This is a genomic window from Methylocystis parvus OBBP, assembly GCF_027571405.1.
GTDB classification, from domain to species: Bacteria; Pseudomonadota; Alphaproteobacteria; order Rhizobiales; family Beijerinckiaceae; genus Methylocystis; species Methylocystis parva.
Map to the genome: position 1 here is coordinate 870,035 of NZ_CP092968.1, position 23,712 is coordinate 893,746.

The following is a 23,712-nucleotide window of genomic DNA, read 5'->3' on the forward strand; positions in this document are numbered from 1 at the left end:
CCGCTCCGCATGGCTTAAATTTGATTATTTTGAATCAACAAGATAGAGGCTCACGATGTCGCCGGCTGATATACAATCTATGCGTGCATGAGTGATTTTGACACACGCCTGCATATTGGGCTGGTTGAGTTACGAAGCAATTTATTCACGGCTGTTGGACACTCTCGCCCTGGAAAGGTCGGGTGTTGAAAGTCCACAGATGCGCTCAGTCAAGATTGCCGAACCGGTTGATTCCGACGCCGCCGCCGACGACATCATTCAATTGGTCAGGGTCGAGAAGCTCGACATGGCGCTGCGTCTCGCGCCGCTCTCGATGGGGTTGATTACTTTCGGCCTGCTTTTCCTTGGCGTGCTGTTCTGGCGGTCGGACAGGGAAGATTACATCCTGCTCCTCAATTTCAGCGCGCTGATCCTTACCGCCGTCACGCTCACTTACTGCAAGAGATGGTTCGACCGGCCGCGGCCGGACGCCGTCGCGCAGCGCGAAATGTTCGTGATCCGAACCGTCGCCTTTCTCTACGGATCGATCATCGGCACCATCTCGCCGATGATCTATCTCGACGGCGACCCGCAGGTGCGGCTCCTGATCGCGACGACGGTCGCCGGGGCCATCGCCAACTGCATCACAATCTCTTTCCTGCCGTCGCTGGCGATCGCCTATCTCGTGCCGCTCGTCACGCAGTCGCTCCTCACGCTCGCCGCGACAGGCGAGCTTTTCAGCTTCTACGTCGCGCTTCTCGAACTGCTCTTCGCCCTTTTCCTCTCGTTCCTGACCATTTTCATGAGCGCGCTGGTCGAACGTCGCGTCATCGCGCAGTACAATCTCGAACGCGAGCAGGCGCTCACAAATCTGCTGCTCAACGACTTCGAGGAAAGCGCCAATGACTGGCTCTGGGAGACCGATGACGAGTTGCGCTTGCGTCACGTCTCCGATCGACTTTCGCAGGTCGCCGCGCGCGACAAGTCGGCGCTGAAAGAGAAGCCTATCGCCGAACTCTTCGCGCCGGACGGAGAGGAAGGCGTCGAAGCCTTTACGCGGCTGCGCGAGGCGGTCGTGGCGCGGCGCGCCTTTCGCGACATTCTCCTGCCCGTCCTCGTCGAGGGCGAGCGGCGTTGGTGGCTCGTCAGCGGCAAGCCGATCGTCGTCGGCAATTCACGTTTTTCCGGCTATCGCGGGGTGGGTGCGGACATCACGATCAAGAAGCAGGCGGAGGATCGCCTCTCTTTCCTGGTGATGCACGACGCTTTGACCAATCTGCCCAACCGCGTCTGCTTCCAGCAGCGCCTCAACAAGGCCAGCGCGGAGCTTTACGCGAAGGGCACGCCCTACGCCGTGCTCTGCCTCGATCTCGACGAGTTCAAGAGCGTCAACGATACGCTGGGCCACGGCGCCGGCGACAAACTGCTCCAGGCCGTATCTTACAGGCTGATCAAGGCCGTCGGTCCCAAGGCGGTGGTCGCGCGCCTTGCAGGCGACGAATATGCGGTCCTGCTCTCGGGCCTCGACGCCTATGACCGTGAAAAGCTCTCGGCGGCCTGCGCGTCGATCGTCTCGGAGATAAGCGTTCCGTTCCCGATCAACGACGCGGTGGTCAATATCGGCGTGAGCATCGGCATCGCCATCGCGCCGCAGGACGGCGTGCAGGAGATCATGCGCCGGGCGGATCTCGCGCTGTATCAGGCGAAACGCAACGGCAAGAACGTCTTCCGCTTCTATCAGGCGGATATGGATGAAGAGATCATTGCGCGTCGCGCGATCGGCGCCGAACTTCAGGTCGCCGTCGAGCGCGGCGAATTCGTCCTCTATTTCCAGCCGCTGGTCAACGCCGCTTCCAAGAAGATACAGGGTTTCGAAGCTCTGGTGCGCTGGAAGCATCCGACGCGCGGCTTCGTCTCGCCCGCCGAATTCATCCCCATTGCAGAGGAAATCGGAGCCATTTCCTCGCTCGGCGGATGGGTCATCGACGAAGCCTGCCGTCTCGCCGTCACCTGGCCGACCCCGGTGCCCGTCGCCGTGAACATCTCGCCCATTCAGTTTCGCCATTCGGATTTGCCGCAGATCGTGTCGGACGCCTTGCGTCGCCACGAACTCCCCGCGCATCGCCTCGAACTGGAGCTCACGGAGTCGGCTCTGCTCGAATCCACGCCCGCGACGCAGAAAATGCTGCATCGCCTGGGCGAGATCGGCGTGCGTCTCTCGCTCGACGATTTCGGCACGGGCTATTCGAGCCTCAGCTATCTGCGCCGCATCTCGTTCCACAAGATCAAGATCGACCAGAGCTTCGTGCGCAATTTGCCGGAAGACGAACGCGATATGTCGATCGTGCGCGCGATCGTCGACATTGCGACGACCATGGGCGTCGCGACGATCGCCGAGGGCGTCGAGACCGAGGATCAGTCGCGCGCGCTGCTGGCGCAAGGCTGCCATCAACTCCAGGGCTATCTATTCAGCAAGCCCGTGCCCGCCGAGGACGTTCCGCTGCTGCTTGCGCCCGGCTCGGTTGAAATGAATGTGAACGCCGTCGCCTGATCCGCGATGGAACCGCGCTTCCCTCGTGACCCGGGCGCATTCGACGCTTCCGGGTCTTGCCGATACGGAATGTTCGGCTCCTAGACCACCGCAACCCGCGCCAGCACCCCGCCGGGCAGCGGCTCCGGCGCGCCCGTGGTCGTCGGAAAGGTGATCGGCAGGCCTTCCAGCACGCGCGCGGCGAGATAGGCGAAGGCTTGCGCCTCCATCGAATCCGCCGACCAGCCGACGGCGTCGGCGGTCGTGACCTTGCAGGGCAGGCGCATCACCAATTCGCGCACCAAAATTGGATTGCGCGCGCCGCCGCCGCAGACGATCAGCAATTGCGGCTGGTTGGGCAGATGCGGAAAGAGCCGCAGCACGGAGGCCGCGGTGAAGGCGGTGAGCGTCGCGGCGGCGTCCTCCGTGGCGAGTTTGGCGACGGGGTCGAGCGCAAAGGCGTTGCGATCGAGCGATTTCGGCGGCGGTTGATCGAAAAAGGGATGCGCCAGCATCCGCAGCAGCGCCGCCTCGTTCACCCTGCCGCGCGCGGCGGTATGGCCATGGCGGTCGATCGGCGCGCCGGTGCGCTGAAGCATGAGGTCGTCTATGAGCGCGTTGCCCGGGCCTGTGTCGCAAGCGATCGGCTGCTCGCCGTCTGCGACATAAGTCACATTCGCGACCCCGCCAATATTGAGCAGCGCAACCTCGCCTTTCATCCCGCCGGCCATGACCAGCGCGCGATGAAACACCGGCACGATCGGCGCGCCCTCCCCGCCCGCAAAAATGTCGGCGGCCCGGAAGTCGTAAGCGACCTCGATCCCCAGCCGGTTGGCGAGCGCCTGACCGTCGCCGATCTGGATGGTCAGCTTCTGCTTGGGCCGATGCAGCACGGTCTGGCCGTGGAAGCCGACAATGTTCACCGAGCCCGCCTCGATGGAATTGTCGCGCAAAAAGGTCTCGACCGCCTCGGCGTGCCGATCCGTCACCATGCGCTCGGCGAAAGCGAGCACGCCCGGCCGCGCGTCGCGATCCTCCATCGTCGCGGCCTCGGCGAGCGCATTGCGCAGCAGCGCGCGGTCGGCGTCGTTATAGGGATAGTGCCCCGTCGGCCCGAAGGCGACGGCCGCGTCGCCATCCGTCTCGATGAGCGCGACGTCCACGCCGTCCATGGACGTGCCGGACATGAGGCCAATGGCGCGATAGCTGGGCAAAGGCGAATCTCCAATCAAGAGTCCAAAGTCTACGTGATTTGAACGGCGACATGAATCGTCGCGGGCGTGGCCTCCGACGAAAAGTCGCGCTCGCGCCATCCAATGATATTATTGTTTTACAGAAATTATCTTTGGATTACGATAATACATGGAGAATGCAATGACCAATATCCGGCAGATGCCGCTGCAAGCGGCCCCCCTGGAGCCGCCGCGCCGCCGAGCCATCCGGCGCCGCAGCGCCTTTCTCGCCGCCTCCCTCGCCTGGACATTTTCCGCCGCGCTTTGCGCGACTGCGCTTTTGATCGGGACAGCGCTCTTTTACCAGGGCGAGTTCGTTTCCTTCGGGCCCGGGGGCCTGTGGTTCAGCTATGGACCGGACGCCGCGCTGGGACGCGTCTCGCTTGCGGCCTTCACCGCGACGCAGCGCTGCGCCGGCGCGCTCGCCATTGCATTTCTCACGACGCCGGTGCTGATCGTCCTGCATTTCGCGCGGCGCCTGTTCCAGCTCTATGCGGAAGGCGTCGTCTTCACGTCCGCCAATGCGCGGCTTATCAAATTCATGGCGGGCGGCCTTTGCGCCTACGCCTTCGCGCCCCTCGCCGCGAACCGAACGATCCATCTCGCCGGAATTACGAGCGATCCCGTATGGCTCCATGCCGACGAGGTTCTCGCCCTTGTCTTCGGCGCGCTCGCTTATGTCGTCGCGGACGTCATGGAGTTCGGTCACGAGATCGAACGCGACAGGGACGGTTTCGTCTGATGCCGATCGTCATGCGCCTCGACGTCATGCTCGCCAAGCGCCGCATGCGCTCCAAAACTCTCGCGCAGATTGTCGGCGTGACGGAAGCCAATCTGTCGCTCCTGAAATCCGGGAAGGTGAACGGCGTGCGCTTCTCGACTCTCGCCGCCATTTGCCATGCGCTCGACTGTCAGCCGGGCGATCTCATGGAATATGTGCCGGACGAACAGGCGGAGGCCGAACGCAAGGCCGGATAAGACCCAGACTTTTGGGCTCGGAGGAATTGCAATGCGCAAAATTCTTTTGGCGCTGCTGGCGGCGCTCGTCTTTATTCCTGCCGTCAGTCCCGCCGTCGCGGCGGCGTCCAAGCGAAATATGGCGCCGCTCGAGGGAATCCCCTTCATCTTCGACTCTGGCCGGATACTTCTCGACGCCGTCTTCATGACGCCCGAGGGGCGGGAGCGCAGAGCGCTCGCCTGGTTCAATATGGGCATGTCGGCGCCGGCGCTGACAAAGGCGCTATATCGCGAACTCGGCCTCGATCGCGGCGCGCCGCTACGGGTCTCGGTCGACGGGCGCCAGCTTGAGGCGCGCGCCGAAGACGTCGTCGACGGCGACGGCGGAATTGGCGTGCCGACCTTCGCGCATCTCTTCGCGCCGCGTCGCGTCGAGGCGATGCTGCCCGCGCATATGATGCAGGACTATATCGCGCAGATCGACTATGGCAGGCGCCGCTTCGCGCTACTTCCGCCGGGCGGAAAACGTCCCGAAGGAGACGCCGTTCCAATTCTGCTCAACCCGGAAAGTGGCGTTGTCGCAGTGGAAGCGCAAATCGACGGCGCGACGCTGCCGCTCGTGATCGACGCCGGCGGCGGTTACAGCTGGATGCGCGGCGACGTTACGCGCGCCCTCCTCGCGCGCCATCCCGATTGGCTGCGCGCCCATGGCGCCGTCGGCGCGGCGAATGCGAATATGATCGACTTCGCTTTCGAGAAGGAAGGCGACCTGTTGCGCATACCCAGCCTGCGATTGGGCGAGACGGAATTGAGCCAGCTTGGCTTCCTTGGAACGGCGCCGGTTTTAGGCCCGATCGCCGAGGGCGTTTTCGGCGATCTCTTCTGGGACAATTGGCGCAAGGCCGCGCCGGCCCCCGTCGTCGGCTGGCTGGGCGGCAATGCGCTAAGCGATTTCGAGCTGACGATCGACTATCCGAACCGCATGAGCTATTGGCGCCGCGAGCGCGCATCTGATGGGACGGAGCTGGACCAGCCGCCATTGACGCTCGTGCGCCGGGAAGAGCGGTTCATTATCGGCGGCGTGGCGAAAACAGCCGACGGGCGGAGTCAGAGTGGCGTCGAGAGTGGCGACGAGCTTCTTGCTGTCGACGATATGCTCGCGCGCGGCGCGAGCAAGGACGCTGTGCTCTCGGCGCTCCATGGCGCGCCGGGCGAGTGGAAAAGACTGACGCTGGATCGCGGCGGCGCGCGGTTGGAGGTCGATGCGGAGGTGATGAATTTCCGCTGATCAGAAATTAGGAGCCTTGATGAGCTGGGTGAAGTCGGACCACTGCTCCGAGAACAACAATCTCGGATATTAGCCGCCAATACCTCCCCTTTACGGGGAGGTCGGCGGTCGAAGACCGCCGGGTGGGGCTCGCGCCACAATAAATATGGTAGGTTTAACCCCACCCGGCCCTGCGGAGCAGGGCCACCCTCCCCGTAAAGGGGAGGGATTCGCTCAGGCCCAGCGTTCATCCGATTGCCCCGGAGTAAGCTTGCGCAACGCCCTTCGGATGGTTGACCTGCGTCTCAGCGACGACCAGATCGAACGCTATCGCGAACATCAACGCTCCTTTGGATCGTCTAAGATATTGCTGAATCGGTAATCCACGACTTCGCCCGTTTCCAGAATCCTGACTTTCATCCAACGGTCGCCTAATGGCTCTTCGGAGCCTAGCGCAATGATTTCATAAGAAGGGCCGAAGGGACCAAATCTGCGAAAGGTTCCGACCAGTTCTCTCGGGTCTGGAATAAAAGAAGCGGCGGTCTGGCTCATGCGGGTATCCTAGCACGCCTGCGCGAACCGGGAAAACGCTTACCCCCGCCGCCCCTCCCACCCCCAAGCCGCGACGACCACGCCCAGCAGCGCCAGCATCGCCGAAAGGCCGAGGCCCAGCGGCGCGACTTCGACGCCGACCAGCGTGGAGGCGCCGGTCTGCCTCACGCCGATCCAGTCCGATCCGCCATAACGGCTGGCGTCCCGCATCTCCACAATGCGCGGCATGGTCACGGCGTCGCTCGTCTTGCTCAACCGCCGCGCTGCGCCGCCCGTCGCTTCGGCGAGCGGCGCGAGCTTTTCGGTCGTCGACGCCACCTCGCGAAACTCACGCGGATTCGCCGGTCCGACATTGACGAGCGCCGTCAGGCCGTCGCTTTCGAAGCGCCACAGGCCCATTTCCGTCGCGTCGAAGCGCGCGCGCCACAGGCCGGGCTCGCCGTTCCTGAGCGCGATCTCCTGATGGACTCCGGAGGGCGAGGTCGCCGTCACCGGCGTCGTTTCATCCTTCAAGGTCTGGCGTTCGACCGTCACCTCGCGGCCGCGGGCGTCCGCGCGCAGCGCCTCCTCTTCGAGGTCGGGCTCCTTCATCAGCCAATGGGCGAGGCGACGCGTGAGGTCGGCGTTCGGCCCGCCGCCGTCGAAGCCGCGCGCCCAGAGCCAGATCTGATCCGTCAGCAGCAGCGCGACGCGCCCTTTGCCTTCATGCGAGAGCACGAGCAGCGGCTTGTCTTTGGCGCCGGAGAGGATCGAATTGCCCTTCAGCACATTGGCGTCGACCTGCCGGAACCATTCGCCCCATTGCGGCGGATCGCTCTTGGCGCCCGGCAGGCCGCGCGTGACAGGATGTTTCTCGCCGTCCTTGCTGATATGCGCCCGGAACGCCTGTTCGAACAAGGCGCCGTCGGGACGCGCGGGCAGAATGTTTTCGAGCGGCGAGTAATAGAGGCCGCGCAGCGTCGCGTAATCCGGCCCGACCGCCGCCAGAAACGCGCCGCCATTTTCGACATATCGCGAGATATTGTCGAAATAGACCGAGGGCAGAAGCGTCTGGTTCGAATAGCGGTCGAAGATGATGAGATCGAATTCGTTGATCTTGCGCCCGAAGAGATCGGCCGTCGGGAAGGCGATCAGCGAAAGCTCGCTCGCGGGCGTCACGTCGAGCTTTTCCGGCGGACGCAGAATCGTGAAATGCACCAGCTCCACATTGGCGTCGGCCCGCAGCAGATTGCGCCAGCTCCGCTCGCCGGGATGCGGTTCACCGGAAACGAGCAGCACTTTCAGCCTGTCGCGCACGCCTTCGATGGAGACGACCGCCTTGTTGTCAACGAGCGTGAGTTCGCCCGGCGCTGGCGGGACTTCCAGCTCAACGATGTTCGCGCCGCCATGCGTGATCTTCACCGGTATGTTGACGATGTCGCCCGGGACGGGGCTGTAGGTCGGCAATTGCTCGCCGTCGCGACGCACGGCGATGGGCGTGCGCGCGCCGTCGCCGCCAGTGTCGACGACGCGCGCGCGGATCGTCTGCTCCTTGCCGACAATGCCGAAGCGCGGCGCTTCGACGAGTTCAATGCGCCGGTCGCGTTCGCCTTCCCTGCCGGTGATCAGCGCATGCACGGGCGCGCGGAAGCCGAGCGCCTCCGCCTTGGCGGGAATGTCGTGAACGACGCCGTCCGTGACGAGCAAGGCGCCGCCGACGCGCTCGGGCGGGACGTCCTTGAGAGCCTGTTCGAGCGCGCCGAAGAGCTTGGTGCCGTCATTGCCGCTCGCGTCATTCGTCACGGTGACGAAACGCGTCTCGACATCGCCGAATTTGGCGAGCGCCGCGTCGAGCGCCTTGCGCGCTTCCTCCGTCTGCGCCGCGCGCGCGCCGAAATTCTGGCTTTCGCTTTTATCGACGACCACGGCGACGATGGTTTTCTGCGGATCGCGCTTCTCGGTGACGAGCGACGGGTCGGTCAGCGCGGCGAGGATGAGGGCGAGCGCCAATGCGCGCAGCGCAGCGCCGCGCTGGCCCGCGACGGCGCCGAGAATGATCGCGATCGCGCCGGCGATGGCGAGCGCGGCAAGGATCGGCCAGGGAAGCAGAGGCGCGAAGGTGAGGTTGAGATCGGTCATAGGCCTTTCAGCCCCTTAGCGTCATTGCGAGGAGCGAAGCGACGAAGCAATCCAGAGCGGCGGCGGCCCCTGGATTGCTTCGCTTCGCTCGCAATGACGGCGCGTCGTGCGCTCACTGTCCCAGCCTTTCCAGCAAATCGCGCACATGCACCTGGTCGGATTTGTAATTCCCGGTCAGCGTATACATCACCAGATTGACGCCCCCGCGCAACGCAAGCTCCCGCTGCCGCGCGCCGCCAGGCGTCAGCGGAAAGAGCGGCTGGCCGCGTTTGTCCTGCGCCCAGGCGCTGGCGAGATCGTTCGAGGTGATGACGATCGCGGAGACGCTGTCGGTCGCCCGCACAGGTCGCGCCGACGCCTCCTTCGGCTCGGGCGGCAGCGCCTCGACCCAGGTCTCGCCCGTCGCGTAACGGCCGACGAAGTTGTCGAGCAGATAGAATGTCTTCGTAATCACATGATCGCGCGGGACCGCTTCCAGCTCGGGAATGTCCAGCCCTTTGGTCAATTCGCGCAGCCATTGCGTTTCGGGCGTCGGCCCGTCGCCGGGGCGCTGATTGATCGCGTCGCGCGTGTCGAAGACGATGGTGCCGCCCTGTTTCATATAGGCGGCGACCTTGGCGACGGTCTTCGCCGACGGCTGCGGCGCGCTGGCGACGATCGGCCAATAGAGCATGGGATAGAAAGCGAGTTCGTCCTTCGCCGGATCGACGCCCATCGGATCGGCGGGCGCGAAGGAGGTGCGCAGGGAGAGAGCCTTGGAGAGCGCTTCGAGCCCGAGGCGCGACACCTCGTCGATCTTGGCGTCGCCGGAAGCGACATAGGCAAGCCGCGCATTGAGCGCCGCTTCCTTGTCGCGCTGCGTCACGATGGGCTTCGCGTCGCTCTCCGCCCTGACGTCGCCGGGATGAAAACCGACCGAAAGGATGGCGAAGGCGCCGGCCGCCGCGGCGAGCGGTCTCAAGCGCAGCTTGCCGGAAAGGACGAGCACGGCGACCGCGTCCACGATGAAGGCGATGAGCGCCGCCGCGAGCAGCGGCCCGCGGAAATCCACCGGCGCGCCGGCTTCGAGAGCGGCTGCGGATAGACCCGCCCCCGCGAAATCGAAGCTCTTGAGCTCATCCGCAGGCCGAAGCGTCTGCAAGGCGACGAACGCATCGCCGGCGCCGTAAAGTCCGGGCGGATGTTCGGCGCTCGCAGGCCCGTCGAAATTGGCCGGGATCGCCCTTGCGGCGGGACCCGGCGCGGACAAGACGCCGAAACCGTCCAACGCTTTCATCGGCGCGAGCATATGCTGGTCATTCGCGGCGGCGGCTTCGCCTTCGCCCGGCAAAGGCGCGGATTCGCCGGCCATCGCCGCGATGCGCTTCAGCATATCGACGAAGAGGCCCGAGATCGGCAGGTTCGACCAGCTCGTGTCGGCGTTGACGTGGAAGAGGACGATGAGGCCCTTGCCGCGCCGCTCCGCGGTCACGAGCGGCGTGCCGTCGGAGAGCCGCGCCCAGCTCTTTTGCGCGAGGCCCGGATCGGGCTCCGCCAGCACCTGACGCTGAATGCTGACGTCTTTCGACGCCGGCAGCCCGTAGAACGGACTCGCCGCGTCGAATTCGGCGAGCGATTTCGGCTCCTCCCACGACATGGCGCCGCCGAGCACGCGGCCGTTGCGGCGCAGGCGCACCGGAAGCAGATCGTCGGCGGCGTTGGCGAGACGCGGACCGGCGAAACGGATCAGCGTTCCGCCATCCTCCACGATTTTCGCGAGAGCGTCATAGGTTTCGCCGGGCGCAAGGCCGACATCGGCGAGCGCCACGATGTTGGGGCGCTCGGCCAGCAGCGTCTGGATCGGGTCGACCGCGCCGGGGCGCGCTCGTCTCACCTGGGAAAAAGGAGCCAGCGCCTTGTCGAGATAATAGACCGGCGAGAGCAAAGGCTGCGCGTCGTCGAGCCCCGCGCCGCCGATCAGCGCGACGCGCCGAACCTTGGAGCGCGCGTCGAGCAGCGCAACGGCGCCGGCGGAATTCTCGCCCTCGATGCGGATCAGCGCAACGTCGTTGCGCAGCTCCACCGGAAGGTCGAGTTTCGCCTTGACGCGCAGCGCGGCGCCGAAATCGACGCTCGCCTTTCCGATGATCTGGCCCCTGGCGTCATAAGCGGCGACGACCGCGCCGGCGGGCGCCGAAGCGCTCGGGCGTAAAATGTCGACGGCCAGCGTCGTGGAATCATTGGCCGGTGCGGCGAGCGCCGTCGGCGCATGGGCGTCGAGCAGAATCTCGAGACGCGCGCCCTTTTCCGCCGCGGCCTTCAGCGCCTCGGCGAAAACCTCCGCCCGCCCGTCGGCGAGACCGTCGCTGATCCAGACGATGCGCGCCTTGGGGTTTTCTTTCGCAAATGCGGAAAGGGCGTCGACCGCGGCGCCTCGATCGGGAATGAATGGCTTCGGCCGCGCCGAGCGAAGCTTCTCCAGTGCGCGGCCCGCATCGGAAAGAGTCGGCGCCGCCGTCTCGGAGACGGCCATGAAGGCGACGGGAGCCCCGCCCCGCGCAGCGCTTTCGAGGATGGCGGCGCCGGCGGCGATGCGTTTCTCCCAACTCGGGGCCGCCGCCCAGCCGTCGTCGAGCAGGACGAGCGTCGGCGCCATGGAGGCGGTCGCGCTCCCTGCCGGGCTCCAGACCGGCCCCGCCATGGCGAGGATCAACGCCGCCGCGAGCGCAAGACGCATGGCGAGCAGCCACCAAGGAGTCTTTGACGGCGTCTCCTCGTCCCGCGTCAATTCGCGCAGGATTTTCGTCGGCGGGAAGACGATCTGGCGCGGACGCGGCGGCGTCACCCGCAGCAGCCAGTATATGAGCGGCAGCGCGGCGAGGCCGACAAGCGCCAGGGGAGCGGCGAAGGATAGTCCGGAAAACATGGGCTGAACAACGCGTTCGAGGAGGAGCGTGACGATCACGCCGCCAAGGACGTTCACAGGGTCTCCTCCACCCCGTGCAGCCCCATGGCGAGCGCCAGAGCGGCTTCGGCGGCGGGTCGATCCGTGTGATGTTGCAGGAAGAGAAAGCCCGAAGCGCGCGCCGTCTCGCGCACCGCCTCGCGATGCGCGTCGAAACGCTGCGCATAGGCGTCACGAAGGCTTCGCGCGTCGCCTGCGTGAAAGGCCGGACCGCCGTCGGTGTCGAGAAACATCGTTTCGCCAGAAAAGGGGAAACTCTCCTCGCTTGGGTCGATCACCATCAGCAGCGCGCCGGAGGCGCCCGCGTCCGCATAGCGACGCAAGCGAGCGGACAGCCCATCGAGATCGCAAAGGAAATCGGAGATGAGAACGACGCGCGCGCGGGGGCGCAATCGGGCGTCGGGCGGAAGGTCGTCTCTCGCCGTCTCCGCCGCCCGCTCATAAAGCGCTCGCGACAGGCGGTCGATCACGTCGCGCGCGGAGATCGGCGCGGTCAGGCCAAGAGCGGCGACGCGTTCCCCGCCGCGCACCAGAACGTCCGCGAGGGCGAACCCCAGCATCACGCCGCGCGAAAGCTTGTCGTCCTGCGCGAGCGACGAGACGAAAGCCATGGATGGCGAACAGTCCATCCAGAGATAATAATCGTGCGCCGCCTCCCATTCGCGCTCGCGAACGTAAAGCTGGTCGCTGCGCGCCGAACGGCGCCAGTCGATGCGATGCGCCGCTTCGCCATTGGCGAAGGGACGGTATTGCCAGAAAGTCTCGCCCTGCCCCGCGCGCTTGCGGCCGTGAACGCCGTAAGCGACGCTCGCGGCGATCTCATGCGCGCGGTTGACGAGGCGCGGAAGACTTGCGGCGAGATCCGCCGCGACGGCGGCGTCGACATCGGCGCGGATCGCGGGGTCATAGGCGCGGGTTTCGACGGGGCGGATCATGGGGTGGTCGTTCCCCCCACCCGGCCCGCTCCGCGGGCCACCCTCCCCGCAAGGGGGAGGGATGGAGCGGCGCCGTTTCCGCCTTCAGGGAAAAGACAGCAAGATAACGCCGCGTTGGGCGCCCAAATCCCTCCCCCTTGCGGGGAGGGTGACGCCGCGAAGCGGCGGCGGGTGGGGGGCGCTGCGTTTGACCGAGAGCCCATCACCCGATCCGCGACACGAGCTTGCCGATCAGCTCCGCGATCGTCGTTTCGCGGCGCGCGGCGAAATTCAGCGCCATGCGGTGACGCAGCACCGGCGCGGCGAGCGCGGCGACGTCGTCGAGCGACGGCGCGAGGCGGCCCGTCGCCAATGCGCGGGCGCGGGTCGCGAGCATCAGCGCCTGTGCGGCGCGAGGGCCCGGACCCCAGGCGACATGTTTCGCGATCGCCGGATCGCCCGAAGAACCAAACTCTTGCGGGCGCGCCGCGCGAACGAGATCGAGTATGGCGTCGACGACCTTGTCGCCGACCGGCAGACGGCGGACGAGCCGCTGCGTCGCCATCAACTCCTCCGCGTCCAGCGCCTGCGCGGCTTCAGCGGTTTTCTCGCCCGTCGTCTCGAGCAGCACGCGGCGTTCGCTCGCGCGGTCGGGATAATGCACGTCGATCTGCAACAGGAAGCGGTCGAGCTGCGCCTCGGGAAGCGGATAGGTTCCCTCCTGCTCCAGCGGGTTTTGCGTCGCGAGCACATGGAAGGGGCGCGGCAGATCATAGCGCTTTCCGGCGACGCTGACATGATGCTCCTGCATTGCCTGCAGAAGCGCGGACTGCGTGCGCGGCGAAGCGCGATTGATTTCGTCCGCCATCAGGAGCTGCGCGAAGATCGGCCCCTTGATGAAGCGGAAGGAGCGCGAGCGGTCGGCCCCCTCCTCCAAAACCTCCGAGCCGATAATGTCCGCCGGCAACAAATCGGGCGTGAATTGGACCCGCTGTTCCGCGAGGCCCAGCACCTTGCCCAGCGTCTCGACAAGTTTCGTCTTGGCGAGGCCGGGCACGCCGACAAGGAGGCCATGGCCGCCCGCGAGGATCGTGACGAGGGCCTGCTCGACCACTTCGTCCTGACCGAAGATGACGGCGCCGATGGCGGCGCGGGCGCGCCCGATATGATCCAGTGCGCGCTCGGCCGATTCGGCGACGGCGGCATCAAACGGCGCGAGATTGCTTGAGGTCATGGGCGCTTCTGTCACGTCTTTCGAAGGAAATAGGGAGCGGCGCCCGATATTGCATCGGTCGGGGGCCGGCTGTCCCGCACGGATTTTCAAGTATCGATACTGTGACGTCAAACGCGAGCGAATTATGGCGAGTCCGAGAACGGCCAGACAATTCAGATCGATCAGCCGCCCGCGAGCCGAAGGGCGGCGAATGTTCCGGGACAGCCCGCCATCGCACAGGGCCCAGCTCTTACGCCAAGACGCCGCCGCCAAGACGCCGCCGCCGGCAAAAAGTCCGGCGACGAGCGCGCGCGTCGCTAAAACATTGCGGCTCAGTAGCGCGCGTAGATCGGACCGGCGACGGGCTTGACGAGCGGGGTGTAGTCGCTGAAGCGAATGTTCAGCCCGACCCGGAAAATATTGCCGTTATAGCTCGTATAGGATCGCGTCAGGTTCTGCCAGGCCGGCCCCACGATCGGAGGCGACGTCGGGTCCTTCTGAATCGTCCCCGACGTTTGAACCGAGCCGAGCGAATAATAGAGATATTCGCCCCTTATCGTGACGCCGGGATAGATCATCCACTCCGTTCCGAAGCCGAGCGTCCAACCGGTGGCGATTTTCGAATAGGAGCCCTGCCCCGTCCAGGCGGCGAGGAGATAGGGAGAGCCCGGCTGCGGGAAATAGGCTTGCGTCACGCCGTAATCGCCGCTGATCTGGCCATAGGCGAAGCCGCCGGTGGCGTAAAGCAATAGCGTCGGCAAAGCGAGCCAGCCCGCGCGGAGGCGCACCGTGCCCAGGAAATTCAGCGACCGCGAGCCGGCCGTGAAGGCCCCGATCTGGTAGCCGCCGCCGTCGGGCACGTCCATGAGCAGCGCCGAGGATGCGCGCGCCCGAATTCTGCTGAAACCTTCCGCGTCGGCCTCGATGCCGATGACGCCGCCATTGCCGGCCTGCCAGTCATAGCCAATCTGGGCGCCGCCGATAAAGCCGCTATTGTCCGCCTTGAGGCGCGCGGCGGCCGTCGTCGCAGCGACGGCGGCGATATTGGCGTCGGGCGGAAGCGGAGCCGGCACCAAGGCGACGGTCTGCGGCAGGTCGACAGCGTTCTGCGAGGGTTTGATAAAGGGCGAAATGGCGAAGGTTCCGCCCAGATTGACGCCGACATAGAACCCTGTCCATGTATAGATCGGCGGCGCTACGTAGCGTGCTGGCGGCGGGTTGTAATAAGGCATATCGGCCGCGAGCGCCGAGGCGCTCGACAGCGCCCAAGTTGCGACGCCAACCAGATATTTCTTCATAACGCGCTCACGCAGCTACACTTTCACAGCGCCGATCTTCGCGCCGCGCAAATCACTATCGCGTTAATTTGATTCAAATGCCGCCGATTGCGCGCGAATGCGTGAATCAAAGGTAAAGAAAGACAAAAGTGCGAATAGAGGAACGCACGTAAAGGATCGACAGTGCGGCGCGAGATTCCCGATCGCGCCTTTGGCGCGTTGGGAATGACAGCGGGCGGCTTTCCGCGTGAGCGGGAATCCACAGCGCCTGAACGCCTAACCCCTCCGCCTTTCGCTATAGCGTCGCCGCCGACGCGCCGCTCGGCCACAACTCGCGCGCTTTGTTGCGAAGGACGTATTTCTGGATTTTGCCGGTCGAGGTCTTCGGCAGCGGACCGAAGACGACGTGGCGTGGACATTTGAAATGCGCCAGATGCTTGCGCGACCAGGAGACGATCTCGTCGGCGGTCGCCGTCTCGCCTTCCTTCAGCTCCACGAAGGCGCAGGGCGTCTCGCCCCATTTGTCGTCGGGCGCGGCGACGACCGCCGCGGCGCTCACTTTGGGGTGCTTGAACAGGACGTCCTCCACCTCGATCGAGGAGATGTTTTCGCCGCCCGAGATGATGATGTCCTTCGATCTGTCCTTGAGCTGAATATAGCCGTCCGGATGCATCACGCCGAGGTCGCCGGAATGGAACCAGCCGCCATGGAAGGCTTTCTCCGAGGCGGACGGATTCTTGAGGTAGCCCTTCATGACGATATTGCCGCGGAACATGACTTCGCCCATGGTCTGGCCGTCGCGCGGCACGGGCCGCATCGTTTCGGGATCGATGACCTCGAGCTCCTCCAGCACATTGTAGCGCACGCCCTGTCGCGCCTTCATCTGCGCCTGCGCCGTGTCGTCCAGCCCGTCCCAACGCTCCTGCCATTCATTGACCGCCGCCGGCCCATAGGTCTCGGTCAGGCCGTAAAGATGCGTCACCTCGAAGCCGGCCTCCTTCATCGCGGCGAGAACCGCCTGCGGCGGCGGAGCGGCGGCGGTGAAGAAGCGGACCGTCTCTTTCAGGGGCTTCTTCTCGGCGTCGCCGGCGTTGAGCAGGGTCGACATCACGATAGGGGCGCCGCAAAGATGCGTCACGCCATGTTCGGCCATGAGCTCGTACATGTGACCCGCGCGCACCTGGCGCAGGCAGACATGGGCGCCCGCCGCAACGGAGATGGACCAGGGGAAGCACCAGCCATTGCAGTGGAACATGGGCAGCGTCCAGAGATAGACTGGTCGCCGGCCCATATCGCCGGTCAGGATGTTTCCCATCGCCAGCAGATAGGCGCCGCGATGATGGTAGACGACGCCTTTCGGATCTCCCGTGGTGCCTGACGTATAATTGAGCGAAATGGCGTCCCACTCATCGCCGGGCGGGCTCCAGTCGTATTCCGGATCGCCGGCGAGGATGAAATCCTCATAATCGATCGAGCCCAGCCGCTCGCCCGGCCCGTTATATTCGGGATCGTCATAGTCGATGAGAAGCGGCCTGGACTTGCACTGCGCGAGCGCCTCGCGGATCAGGCCCGAATATTCGCGGTCGACGATCAGCGCCTTTGCTTCGGCGTGGTCGAGGGTGAAGGCGAGGATCGGCGCGTCGAGCCGGGTGTTCAGCGTATTGAGGACGGCGCCGGCCATGGGCACGCCGTAGTGACATTCGAGCATGGCCGGCGTATTGGCCAGCATCACGGAGACCGTTTCGCCCTTCCCGACGCCGGCCTTCTCCAGCGCGCTCGCGAGGCGCCTGCTGCGCGCGTAGAAGTCGCGATAGGTGCGCCGAAGGCCGCCATGGATAATCGCGACCCGGTCGGGAAACACCGCCGCCGCGCGGGCCAGAAAGGTCAGCGGCGTCAGCGGCTGGAAATTGGCCGGGTTGCGGTCGAGATCGCGATCATAGGCGGATGCGGTCATGAAAGGCTCCAGAGGGCTGCCCGACGCAGGGCGCTCTCCTATTACATGCAATTTTCGCGGGAGGCGCCAAGCGCGCGAGCGGACGGCAGCCGTCAGCGCACGAATTTCATCGACGCGAAGAGGAAACCGCCCAAAGCGATCTGCGACACGAAGAGCCAGCGCAGAATTTCCACTTTGAGATTGGCGGCGGAAGTGTCGATCTTCGCGTCGAGGCGGGTCTCAAGCCCACTCATATCGCGGCGAACGTCCGCAATCTCGCTACGCAATTCCATTCCCTGAGCTGCGATTTCGCCACGAAGCTCAACGCCCAAGGCGGCGATTTCTCCGCGGAGTTCGACGCCCTGACCGACCATTTCGCTACGAAGGTCCGCAATTTCCTGGCGTAAGTCGCGACCAAGGGCTTCCAGGTCTGACTTTGTAGCGACCGTGTCGCGCAGGGCCGCATCGAGAGCGTCGGCATGGGCGCGCGCTTGAGTCTCGTCGATCCCGCCGCTTTTCAGGCGGTCGACATAGGCGAGGCGGTCGAAAGAAATGGCGGTCGAGACCATTCCAGGAGGATAGGCCCCGCCGCCGCCCAAATCAATCCTTATGGCTCAGCTCTCGCCGCTTACTCCCCGAAATCGAGGTCCTTCAGCCGCCCGAAGACGCGGTCGGCGTCGAAATTGTCTTCCTCTTCCGCGGGTTGCGGCGCGCTCGGCTTGCCGAAGACGTCCTCGGTCGTCACCGGCTCGCGATGACCGGTGGTGACGGCGGCCGGCATGAGCGTCTGGCCATGATCCTCGACGACGGCCGGACGGTCCTTGGCGGCGCGGTTCACCTCGAAATCGAGATCGATCTGCGAGCAGAGGCCGAGCGTCACCGGATCCATCGGCGTCAGCGCGGCGGAGTTCCAATGCGTGCGCTCGCGAATCGCCTTCAGCGTCGCCTTGGTGGTGCCGACGAGGCGCATGATCTGCGCGTCCTTCAGCTCCGGATGGTTGCGCACCAGCCAAAGAATGGCGTTGGGGCGATCCTGGCGGCGCGACAGCGGCGTGTAGCGCGGGCCGCGCGCCTTCTTGACCTCCGGCACGACGACCTTGGAGACCAGCAGCTTCAGCTGATGCTTGGGATCGCGCTCGCCCCGGCCGATTTCGTCACGGCTGAGCTGGCCGGAGGTGATCGGGTCATGTCCGCGAATGCCGGCGGCGACCTCGCCATCCGCAATGCCTTTCACCTCGAGCGGGTGGAGCTTACAGAATTCGGCGATCTGGTCGAAGGTCAGCGAGGTGTTTTCGACGAGCCAGACAGCCGTCGCCTTCGGCATCAAGGGGGCGTTGCTCATCTCGTCAATCTCCTTGGGTCACGAGCATGGCGGGAGCGCCCGGCGCCGCGCTTCTTCGCGCTGGCGGCCCATTAGGCTCGACCGTCCATGATGGGAATGAAGCTGATATACGCGTTTCCCGGCAAAAGCGCAATGATTGGGCGCCGTGGCGCTCAAATTTCGGCCGCGGCGCCAATGCGCGCGCTCAAGGCTTCGCGCCAGGTGCGGATTTTTTCGCCTCCTCTTCGTCGGCGCGTGCGCGCGCCGACTCGCCCTTGGCGCGATAAAGATCGGCGCGCAGACGATAGACGCCCGTCAGCCCCAGCTCGATCGCCTTCGAAGCGTCCGCGACGGCGCGGTCCAGATCGCCCTTCATCCGCCAGGCCAAGGCGCGGTTTGCGTAGGCGGCGCCCTGCCCGGGCTTCAATGCGATGGCCTTGTCGTAATCGGCGATGGCGTTGTCGACCTGCCCGAGCTGCTGGCGCATCAGACCGCGATTGGAGAAGGCCTCGGAGTCGCTGGGATCGAACTCGGCGGCCTTTGAAAAATCCGCCTCGGCATGGGCGAGGTCGCCTTTGCGGAAATAGGCCATTCCCCGGTATTTCGCGGCCATGCCGCGCGCCGGCGCGTCGCGGCCCGCATCGTCGATGATCAACCCGCAGGCGGCGATGGCCTTGTCGGCGTCCCCGACCCTGCAGTCGCCGGCGTCCGTCTTCGCCGGGTCCTCGCCCTTGTCCGACGCCTCGCGAATATGCGCGTCGAACGCGACAAGCGAGCATCCCTGCTTCTTGCCTTTCGTTGCGCAGATTTTGAAGGCGTAGATATCGTCGCCCACATAATCGGGCTGCGGCGTATAGATGAATTCCCTGTCGCCGATTTTCTTGATCGCCCCATGCACAGGCGGCTTGTCGTCGGGCGCGACGCTGGTGAAGCGATAGCCCTTGCCTTCCTTGAATTTGTGCTGGCAATCGGTTCCCTTTTGAATCACTTCGCCGACAATGACGCCGTCGTTTCTGTCGGGGAAAAATTCGAACGGCTTGTAGAGACACGTCGCCTGACTCCCGCCGCAGGAAACGACAAACATAGCAGCGGCGATCGTCTGACGCGGAATCATCGCACCCTCCTGAAAGTCACGCCTCCCCTCTTGAAGAATTGCGCCCGCCAAGTCTGTGCGTCGGCGCACCTGTGAAAGTGATGCGTCATATGGAAGGCGGCGTTGGTCACGCCGCCTCTTGCCGCGACTAAGCGTCGGCCTGCGATTCCTCGGACGCGTTTTCCGCGGTCGCCGCTTCGATATGCAGTTTTGCGTCGGCGACGACGAGCCTTCGCAAATAAGCCGAGTCGGCGTCCGGCGTATCCTCGAGTTTGACGATGACTCTCAGCGCCTGCATGGCGTCAAAGCTTGGATTCGTTCCACTCTGCATTTGTGAATCTCCCACGGCGGCGCGTCGATCTTTCGCAACGCGCGCGTCGTTAAGACAAGCTTCGAATGTGTCGAATCTGCGCTGCGGTCGAGCTTTAATTTTCCTATTGAAATCCGATCGATGGAGCGTCGCCAACATGCGCTTTCCCCTGCGCGGGCCGTCAAGGTTTCGAACAAATTTCATCGAGGCGCAAACGTTGTGCGGGCTTCGTGTCGTCCGGTCGGGTTGCGAGCTGAGTTTATTGTGCAATTGCACAAGAGCCTGGCGGGGAACGCCTCATTTGACAGCGGCAGGCGCTTTGCCCATTAACCCCCGATGGGCGGGAGGGCCCGACGGGACGACGCCATGCAGAATAACGCCAAGGGTCTCACCTATTCCGACGCGGGCGTGGATATCGACGCCGGTAACCGGCTCGTCGATATGATCCGCCCCGCCGTCCGGGCGACGCGCCGGCCCGGCGCGGATGGCGAGATCGGCGGCTTTGGCGGGGTCTTCGACCTGAAAGCCGCGCGTTTCACCGATCCCGTGCTCGTCGCGGCGAATGACGGCGTCGGCACCAAGGTCAAGATCGCGATCGAGTCGGGCATGCATGGGACGATCGGAATCGATCTCGTCGCCATGTGCGTCAACGATCTCATCGTGCAGGGCGCGGAGCCGCTCTTCTTTCTCGACTATTACGCCACCGGCAAGCTCGACCCGAATGTCGCCGCTTCCGTCGTGAAAGGCGTTTCCGACGGCTGCGTCCAGGCCGGCTGCGCGCTGCTTGGCGGCGAGACGGCGGAAATGCCCGGTCTCTATTCGGGCCGCGATTATGATCTCGCCGGCTTCGCCGTCGGCGCCGCCGAACGCAAGGGACTTCTGCCGCGCGAGGTTCAGCCCGGCGACGTCGCTTTCGGCCTGCCGTCCTCCGGCGTGCATTCCAACGGCTTCTCGCTCGTGCGCCGCATCGTGAAGGAGACGGGCCTCTCCTGGAGCGCCACCGCGCCTTTCGCGCCGGAAATGACGCTCGCCCGCGCTCTGCTCGAACCGACGCGCATCTATGTGAAGCCCTTGCTCGCCGCGCTGAAGAAGACGCCCCATATCCGCGCGCTCGCGCATATCACCGGCGGCGGCTTTCCGGACAATCTGCCGCGCGTGCTGCCCAAGGGCGTGAACGTCTCGCTGGATCTTGCCGCTTTCGAGGTCCCGCGCGTCTTCAAATGGCTCGCCAAGACCGGCGACGTCGCCGAATATGAGATGCTGCGCACGTTCAATTGCGGAATCGGCATGGTCGTCTTCGCGGCGAAGGACGGCGCCGGCGAGGTCGAGAATGTACTCCGCGAAGTCGGCGAGAAGCCCGTGCGGATCGGCGAGGCGATCGACGCCGAGGGCGGCGAGCGCGTCGTGATGAACGGCGCGTTGGGGTTGTAGGTCTCTAAGAAAGATGACCCGCCTGCGCACCGCCATTCTCATCTCCGGCCGCGGCTCCAATATGGACGCCCTGATCGCCGCCGCGCGCGCGCCGGATTTTCCAGCGGAGATCGTTCTCGTCCTCTCAAACCGCGCCGATGCGCCGGGTCTTGCTAAAGCGAAAGCGGCCGGCGTCGCCGTCGCCGCCGTCGACCACAAGATTTACGCAGGTCGAGAGGAGTTCGAGCGCTCGCTGCAACTCGTGCTCGAGACCCACCGCATCGATTTCATCTGCCTCGCCGGCTTCATGCGGCTCTTCACCCCCTGGTTCATCAATCAGTGGCGTGGGCGGATGCTCAACATCCACCCGGCTCTGCTGCCGTCCTATCGCGGTCTGCACACCCATGAGCGCGCGCTCGCCGACGGCGTGAAGATACATGGCTGCACGGCGCATTTCGTCGTGCCGGAAATGGATGAAGGCCCGATCGTCGCGCAGGCCGCCGTGCCGGTGCTCGACGGCGACACGCCGGAAACGCTCGGCGCCCGCGTTTTGTCGCAGGAGCATGTGATTTACCCGCTGGCGCTGCGGCTCGCGGCGTCGGGCGCCGTGCGGATCGAGGGCAATCGCGTGCTGGGAGCGCTGCCCGCTTGCGACGACAGATTGATCGCGCCCTCTGCAACCCCTTTCTAAGTCGAGAAAGAATGGTTGTGTGCAGACTTGGAGGACTAGTATATTGTTGAAGTCCTAGTTTTGCTTTGAAGTCGTGTGGTTGCCTGTATCAACGCGCGCGGCTCTGGACTGCTTCGTCGCTTTTTTCGAAGTCGGGCATACCCGACTTCGCCATATGCTCTTCGCAATGACGGTCAAGGTCGCTATGAAGGTCGACGCGCGGCCCTCAATGAAACGACGGCTTCGGCTCCTTCGGCTGCTCTTTCCTCTTCTGCGGCGGCGCGGCGATGGGGCTCGCTTGATGATGCAGCAGCCGCCACGTCCCGTCGATGAAGCGGAACCAGTTCGACGCCAGCAATAGCCCGCCGCCGACCTGCTCTACACAAAATACCCGCCCATCGACGCCGTCGATCGCCGCCTGCTCCTCTTCCGTACGGATCGCTTCCTGCGATGGGTTGCGGAAGATGTCGCAATAGGAGCCGATGACCGGCGCGCGGCCGATGAGCGCCACCGGCCAGCCCGGATGCACGCAGGTGACGCCGTCTTCCGCCCAGATCGTCTCCATGGCCGCGAGGTCGCGTGCGGAGAAGGCGCGGTAATAGGCGGCGTTTGCCGCGAGCAGGCTTTCTTCGTCCATGGAGGAAGAGTGCGGGATTTGACCCCCCATGGCAATAGCGCCGCAAGCGCCGATATGCTTTGCTTTGCTTTGCAGCGCCCGATGACGTTTGCGAGGAGACATGACAAGAAGCCGGCTCGCCCTGTCGATCTCCGTCGCGCTCATGCTCTTTTCCCTGGGCGGCGCATCTGCGCAGGGCGGCGCGCAGAGCTGCCAGAGGCAAATAAAGCAGAGCTGCTCGAAAACCTTTCGCGTCTGCCTCGCCAGTTGCGCCCCGAACGCCGGCTTCGGCCAGGACGAATGCCGCTATCGCTGCTGCGTCGACAAACGCGTCTGCCTGATCGCTGGGAATTGCGACGCGCGCCCATGTCGCGATTGAAGGGGCGGCGCGATTGACGCGGCGGCGCGCGACTTGCAACGCTTCGGCATGGACGCGCTGACCCTCTTCGGACTCTTCGCCGTGAGCGCCATGCTGCTCACTTATGCGCTCGAAGAGCGCAGCCATTGGTTTGTGCTCGGCTTCGCGGCCTCCTGCGCGCTCGGCTCCATTTATGGATTCCTGCAAGGCGCGTGGCCGTTCGGCCTCGTAGAGGGCGTGTGGTCGGTCGTGGCGCTCAGGCGGTGGCTCGATCGCCGCGCGGACTTTCGGGCGGAGGAGTGAAACCCCACATCAAGGCGATCCATATCGCGGCCAGTCGAAACTGTGCTAATCACCCGCCAATTCCCCGGCCTTGAACCGGGCGCAGGAGGCTAGAGAATGTTCATCCAGACCGAAGCCACCCCCAATCCCGCCACGCTGAAATTCCTGCCCGGCCAGAACGTTCTCGGCCAGGGCGCGATGGAGTTCCGCTCGCCGGACGCCGCCGCCAACGCGCCGCTGGCGCAGGCCCTGCTCGCGATCGAGGGCGTCGAGGCGGTGATGTATGGCGGCGACTTCGTTTCCGTCACGAAGAGGGAAATGGACTGGGCCCATCTGAAGCCCGCCATTCTCGGCACGATCATGGAGCATTTCGCCTCCGGCGCGCCGCTTCTGACCGAGGGCGACGCGGCCGTCGAGGATCACGGCGGGGAGTTTTACGATCCGGCCGACGCCGAAACCGTGGCGACGATCAAGGAGTTGATCGAGACTCGCGTGCGCCCGGCCGTCGCTGGCGACGGCGGCGACATCGTCTTCAAGGGCTTTCGCGACGGCGTCGTCTTCCTCGCCATGAAAGGCGCCTGCTCGGGCTGCCCCTCCTCCACCGCGACGCTGCGCAACGGCATCGAAAACCTGCTCCGTCACTTCGTTCCGCAGGTGAAATCCGTCGAACCGGCCTAGTTCTCGCGGGATTCGCCTGCCGCTTTATTGATCGCGCCCCCAAAACGGTCATAATCCG

The 23,712-nt window shown here is 64.8% G+C and carries 22 protein-coding genes; 9 read left to right on the top strand and 13 right to left on the bottom strand.

What is annotated here, in order from left to right; translation table 11 throughout:
- The first annotated feature begins 199 nt into the window (after positions 1–199).
- Positions 200–2,530: a putative bifunctional diguanylate cyclase/phosphodiesterase gene (locus MMG94_RS04315; protein ID WP_016921795.1), complete on the top strand. Its 2,331-nt coding sequence runs from the start codon at positions 200–202 to the stop codon at positions 2,528–2,530.
- A gap of 80 nt (positions 2,531–2,610) precedes the next feature.
- On the opposite strand, the gene MMG94_RS04320 is transcribed toward MMG94_RS04315, so the two are convergent.
- Complete coding sequence (locus MMG94_RS04320) at positions 2,611–3,696, bottom strand: anhydro-N-acetylmuramic acid kinase (RefSeq protein WP_040579581.1); 1,086 nt, start codon at positions 3,694–3,696, stop codon at positions 2,611–2,613.
- Between the two features lie 187 nt (positions 3,697–3,883).
- On the opposite strand from MMG94_RS04320, the gene MMG94_RS04325 reads away from it, so the two are divergent.
- From MMG94_RS04325 to MMG94_RS04335, 3 genes are read left to right on the top strand one after another with little or no spacing between them, the layout of a single operon-like run.
- Positions 3,884–4,483 (top strand): DUF2975 domain-containing protein, encoded by a 600-nt coding sequence (locus MMG94_RS04325; protein WP_154420027.1) that lies wholly within the window; start codon positions 3,884–3,886, stop codon positions 4,481–4,483.
- Positions 4,483–4,719: a helix-turn-helix domain-containing protein gene (locus MMG94_RS04330; protein ID WP_016921792.1), complete on the top strand. Its 237-nt coding sequence runs from the start codon at positions 4,483–4,485 to the stop codon at positions 4,717–4,719. Before MMG94_RS04325 ends, MMG94_RS04330 begins: the two co-directional genes overlap by 1 nt.
- Before the next feature lie 31 nt (positions 4,720–4,750).
- Positions 4,751–5,986, top strand: coding sequence for a hypothetical protein (locus tag MMG94_RS04335; protein WP_016921791.1), 1,236 nt, complete (start codon positions 4,751–4,753; stop codon positions 5,984–5,986).
- A gap of 318 nt (positions 5,987–6,304) precedes the next feature.
- Here MMG94_RS04335 and MMG94_RS04340 read toward each other — a convergent pair whose 3' ends face one another.
- The 11 genes from MMG94_RS04340 to MMG94_RS04390 all read right to left on the bottom strand — a co-directional run bounded on the left by MMG94_RS04340 (position 6,305) and on the right by MMG94_RS04390 (position 19,661).
- Entirely contained in the window at positions 6,305–6,517 is a 213-nt protein-coding gene (locus MMG94_RS04340; RefSeq protein WP_154420025.1) for a DUF5397 family protein, read from the bottom strand.
- A 39-nt stretch (positions 6,518–6,556) separates the two neighbouring features.
- Positions 6,557–8,635, bottom strand: coding sequence for a membrane protein (locus tag MMG94_RS04345; RefSeq protein ID WP_016919002.1), 2,079 nt, complete (start codon positions 8,633–8,635; stop codon positions 6,557–6,559).
- A gap of 112 nt (positions 8,636–8,747) precedes the next feature.
- Positions 8,748–11,540, bottom strand: coding sequence for a DUF4159 domain-containing protein (locus tag MMG94_RS04350; protein ID WP_026016107.1), 2,793 nt, complete (start codon positions 11,538–11,540; stop codon positions 8,748–8,750).
- A 53-nt stretch (positions 11,541–11,593) separates the two neighbouring features.
- Complete coding sequence (locus tag MMG94_RS04355; protein ID WP_016919004.1) at positions 11,594–12,514, bottom strand: DUF58 domain-containing protein; 921 nt, start codon at positions 12,512–12,514, stop codon at positions 11,594–11,596.
- Positions 12,515–12,716: 202 nt separating this feature from the next.
- On the bottom strand, positions 12,717–13,727 hold the full coding sequence (locus MMG94_RS04360) for an AAA family ATPase (RefSeq protein WP_016919005.1): 1,011 nt from the start codon (positions 13,725–13,727) through the stop codon (positions 12,717–12,719).
- A gap of 311 nt (positions 13,728–14,038) precedes the next feature.
- Positions 14,039–15,004, bottom strand: coding sequence for an outer membrane protein (locus MMG94_RS04365; protein ID WP_016919006.1), 966 nt, complete (start codon positions 15,002–15,004; stop codon positions 14,039–14,041).
- Positions 15,005–15,278: 274 nt separating this feature from the next.
- Positions 15,279–16,937, bottom strand: coding sequence for an acyl-CoA synthetase (locus MMG94_RS04370; protein WP_016919007.1), 1,659 nt, complete (start codon positions 16,935–16,937; stop codon positions 15,279–15,281).
- Positions 16,938–17,029: 92 nt separating this feature from the next.
- A complete protein-coding gene (locus MMG94_RS04375; protein WP_016919008.1) occupies positions 17,030–17,485 on the bottom strand; it encodes a CCDC90 family protein in 456 nt (151 codons plus the stop codon).
- Positions 17,486–17,544: 59 nt separating this feature from the next.
- Positions 17,545–18,258, bottom strand: coding sequence for a DUF1013 domain-containing protein (locus MMG94_RS04380; protein ID WP_016919009.1), 714 nt, complete (start codon positions 18,256–18,258; stop codon positions 17,545–17,547).
- A gap of 184 nt (positions 18,259–18,442) precedes the next feature.
- A complete protein-coding gene (locus tag MMG94_RS04385; RefSeq protein WP_016919010.1) occupies positions 18,443–19,351 on the bottom strand; it encodes a tetratricopeptide repeat protein in 909 nt (302 codons plus the stop codon).
- A 127-nt stretch (positions 19,352–19,478) separates the two neighbouring features.
- Positions 19,479–19,661: a hypothetical protein gene (locus MMG94_RS04390; protein ID WP_154420023.1), complete on the bottom strand. Its 183-nt coding sequence runs from the start codon at positions 19,659–19,661 to the stop codon at positions 19,479–19,481.
- Between the two features lie 345 nt (positions 19,662–20,006).
- On the opposite strand from MMG94_RS04390, the gene purM reads away from it, so the two are divergent.
- A complete protein-coding gene (purM, locus tag MMG94_RS04395; protein ID WP_016919012.1) occupies positions 20,007–21,071 on the top strand; it encodes a phosphoribosylformylglycinamidine cyclo-ligase in 1,065 nt (354 codons plus the stop codon).
- A gap of 13 nt (positions 21,072–21,084) precedes the next feature.
- Positions 21,085–21,741, top strand: coding sequence for a phosphoribosylglycinamide formyltransferase (gene purN / locus MMG94_RS04400; RefSeq protein WP_016919013.1), 657 nt, complete (start codon positions 21,085–21,087; stop codon positions 21,739–21,741).
- Positions 21,742–21,946: 205 nt separating this feature from the next.
- Here purN and MMG94_RS04405 read toward each other — a convergent pair whose 3' ends face one another.
- The gene (locus MMG94_RS04405) at positions 21,947–22,387 is read right to left on the bottom strand and encodes a nuclear transport factor 2 family protein (RefSeq protein WP_244415250.1); all 441 of its coding nucleotides are present in this window, start codon (positions 22,385–22,387) and stop codon (positions 21,947–21,949) included.
- Between the two features lie 70 nt (positions 22,388–22,457).
- Between MMG94_RS04405 and MMG94_RS04410 the strand changes: the two genes are divergently transcribed.
- The 3 genes from MMG94_RS04410 to MMG94_RS04420 all read left to right on the top strand — a co-directional run bounded on the left by MMG94_RS04410 (position 22,458) and on the right by MMG94_RS04420 (position 23,654).
- The gene (locus MMG94_RS04410) at positions 22,458–22,715 is read left to right on the top strand and encodes a hypothetical protein (protein WP_016919015.1); all 258 of its coding nucleotides are present in this window, start codon (positions 22,458–22,460) and stop codon (positions 22,713–22,715) included.
- A gap of 48 nt (positions 22,716–22,763) precedes the next feature.
- Positions 22,764–22,997 (top strand): hypothetical protein, encoded by a 234-nt coding sequence (locus MMG94_RS04415; protein ID WP_016919016.1) that lies wholly within the window; start codon positions 22,764–22,766, stop codon positions 22,995–22,997.
- 96 nt (positions 22,998–23,093) lie between these two features.
- Complete coding sequence (locus MMG94_RS04420; RefSeq protein ID WP_016919017.1) at positions 23,094–23,654, top strand: NifU family protein; 561 nt, start codon at positions 23,094–23,096, stop codon at positions 23,652–23,654.
- Positions 23,655–23,712 lie beyond the last annotated feature (58 nt).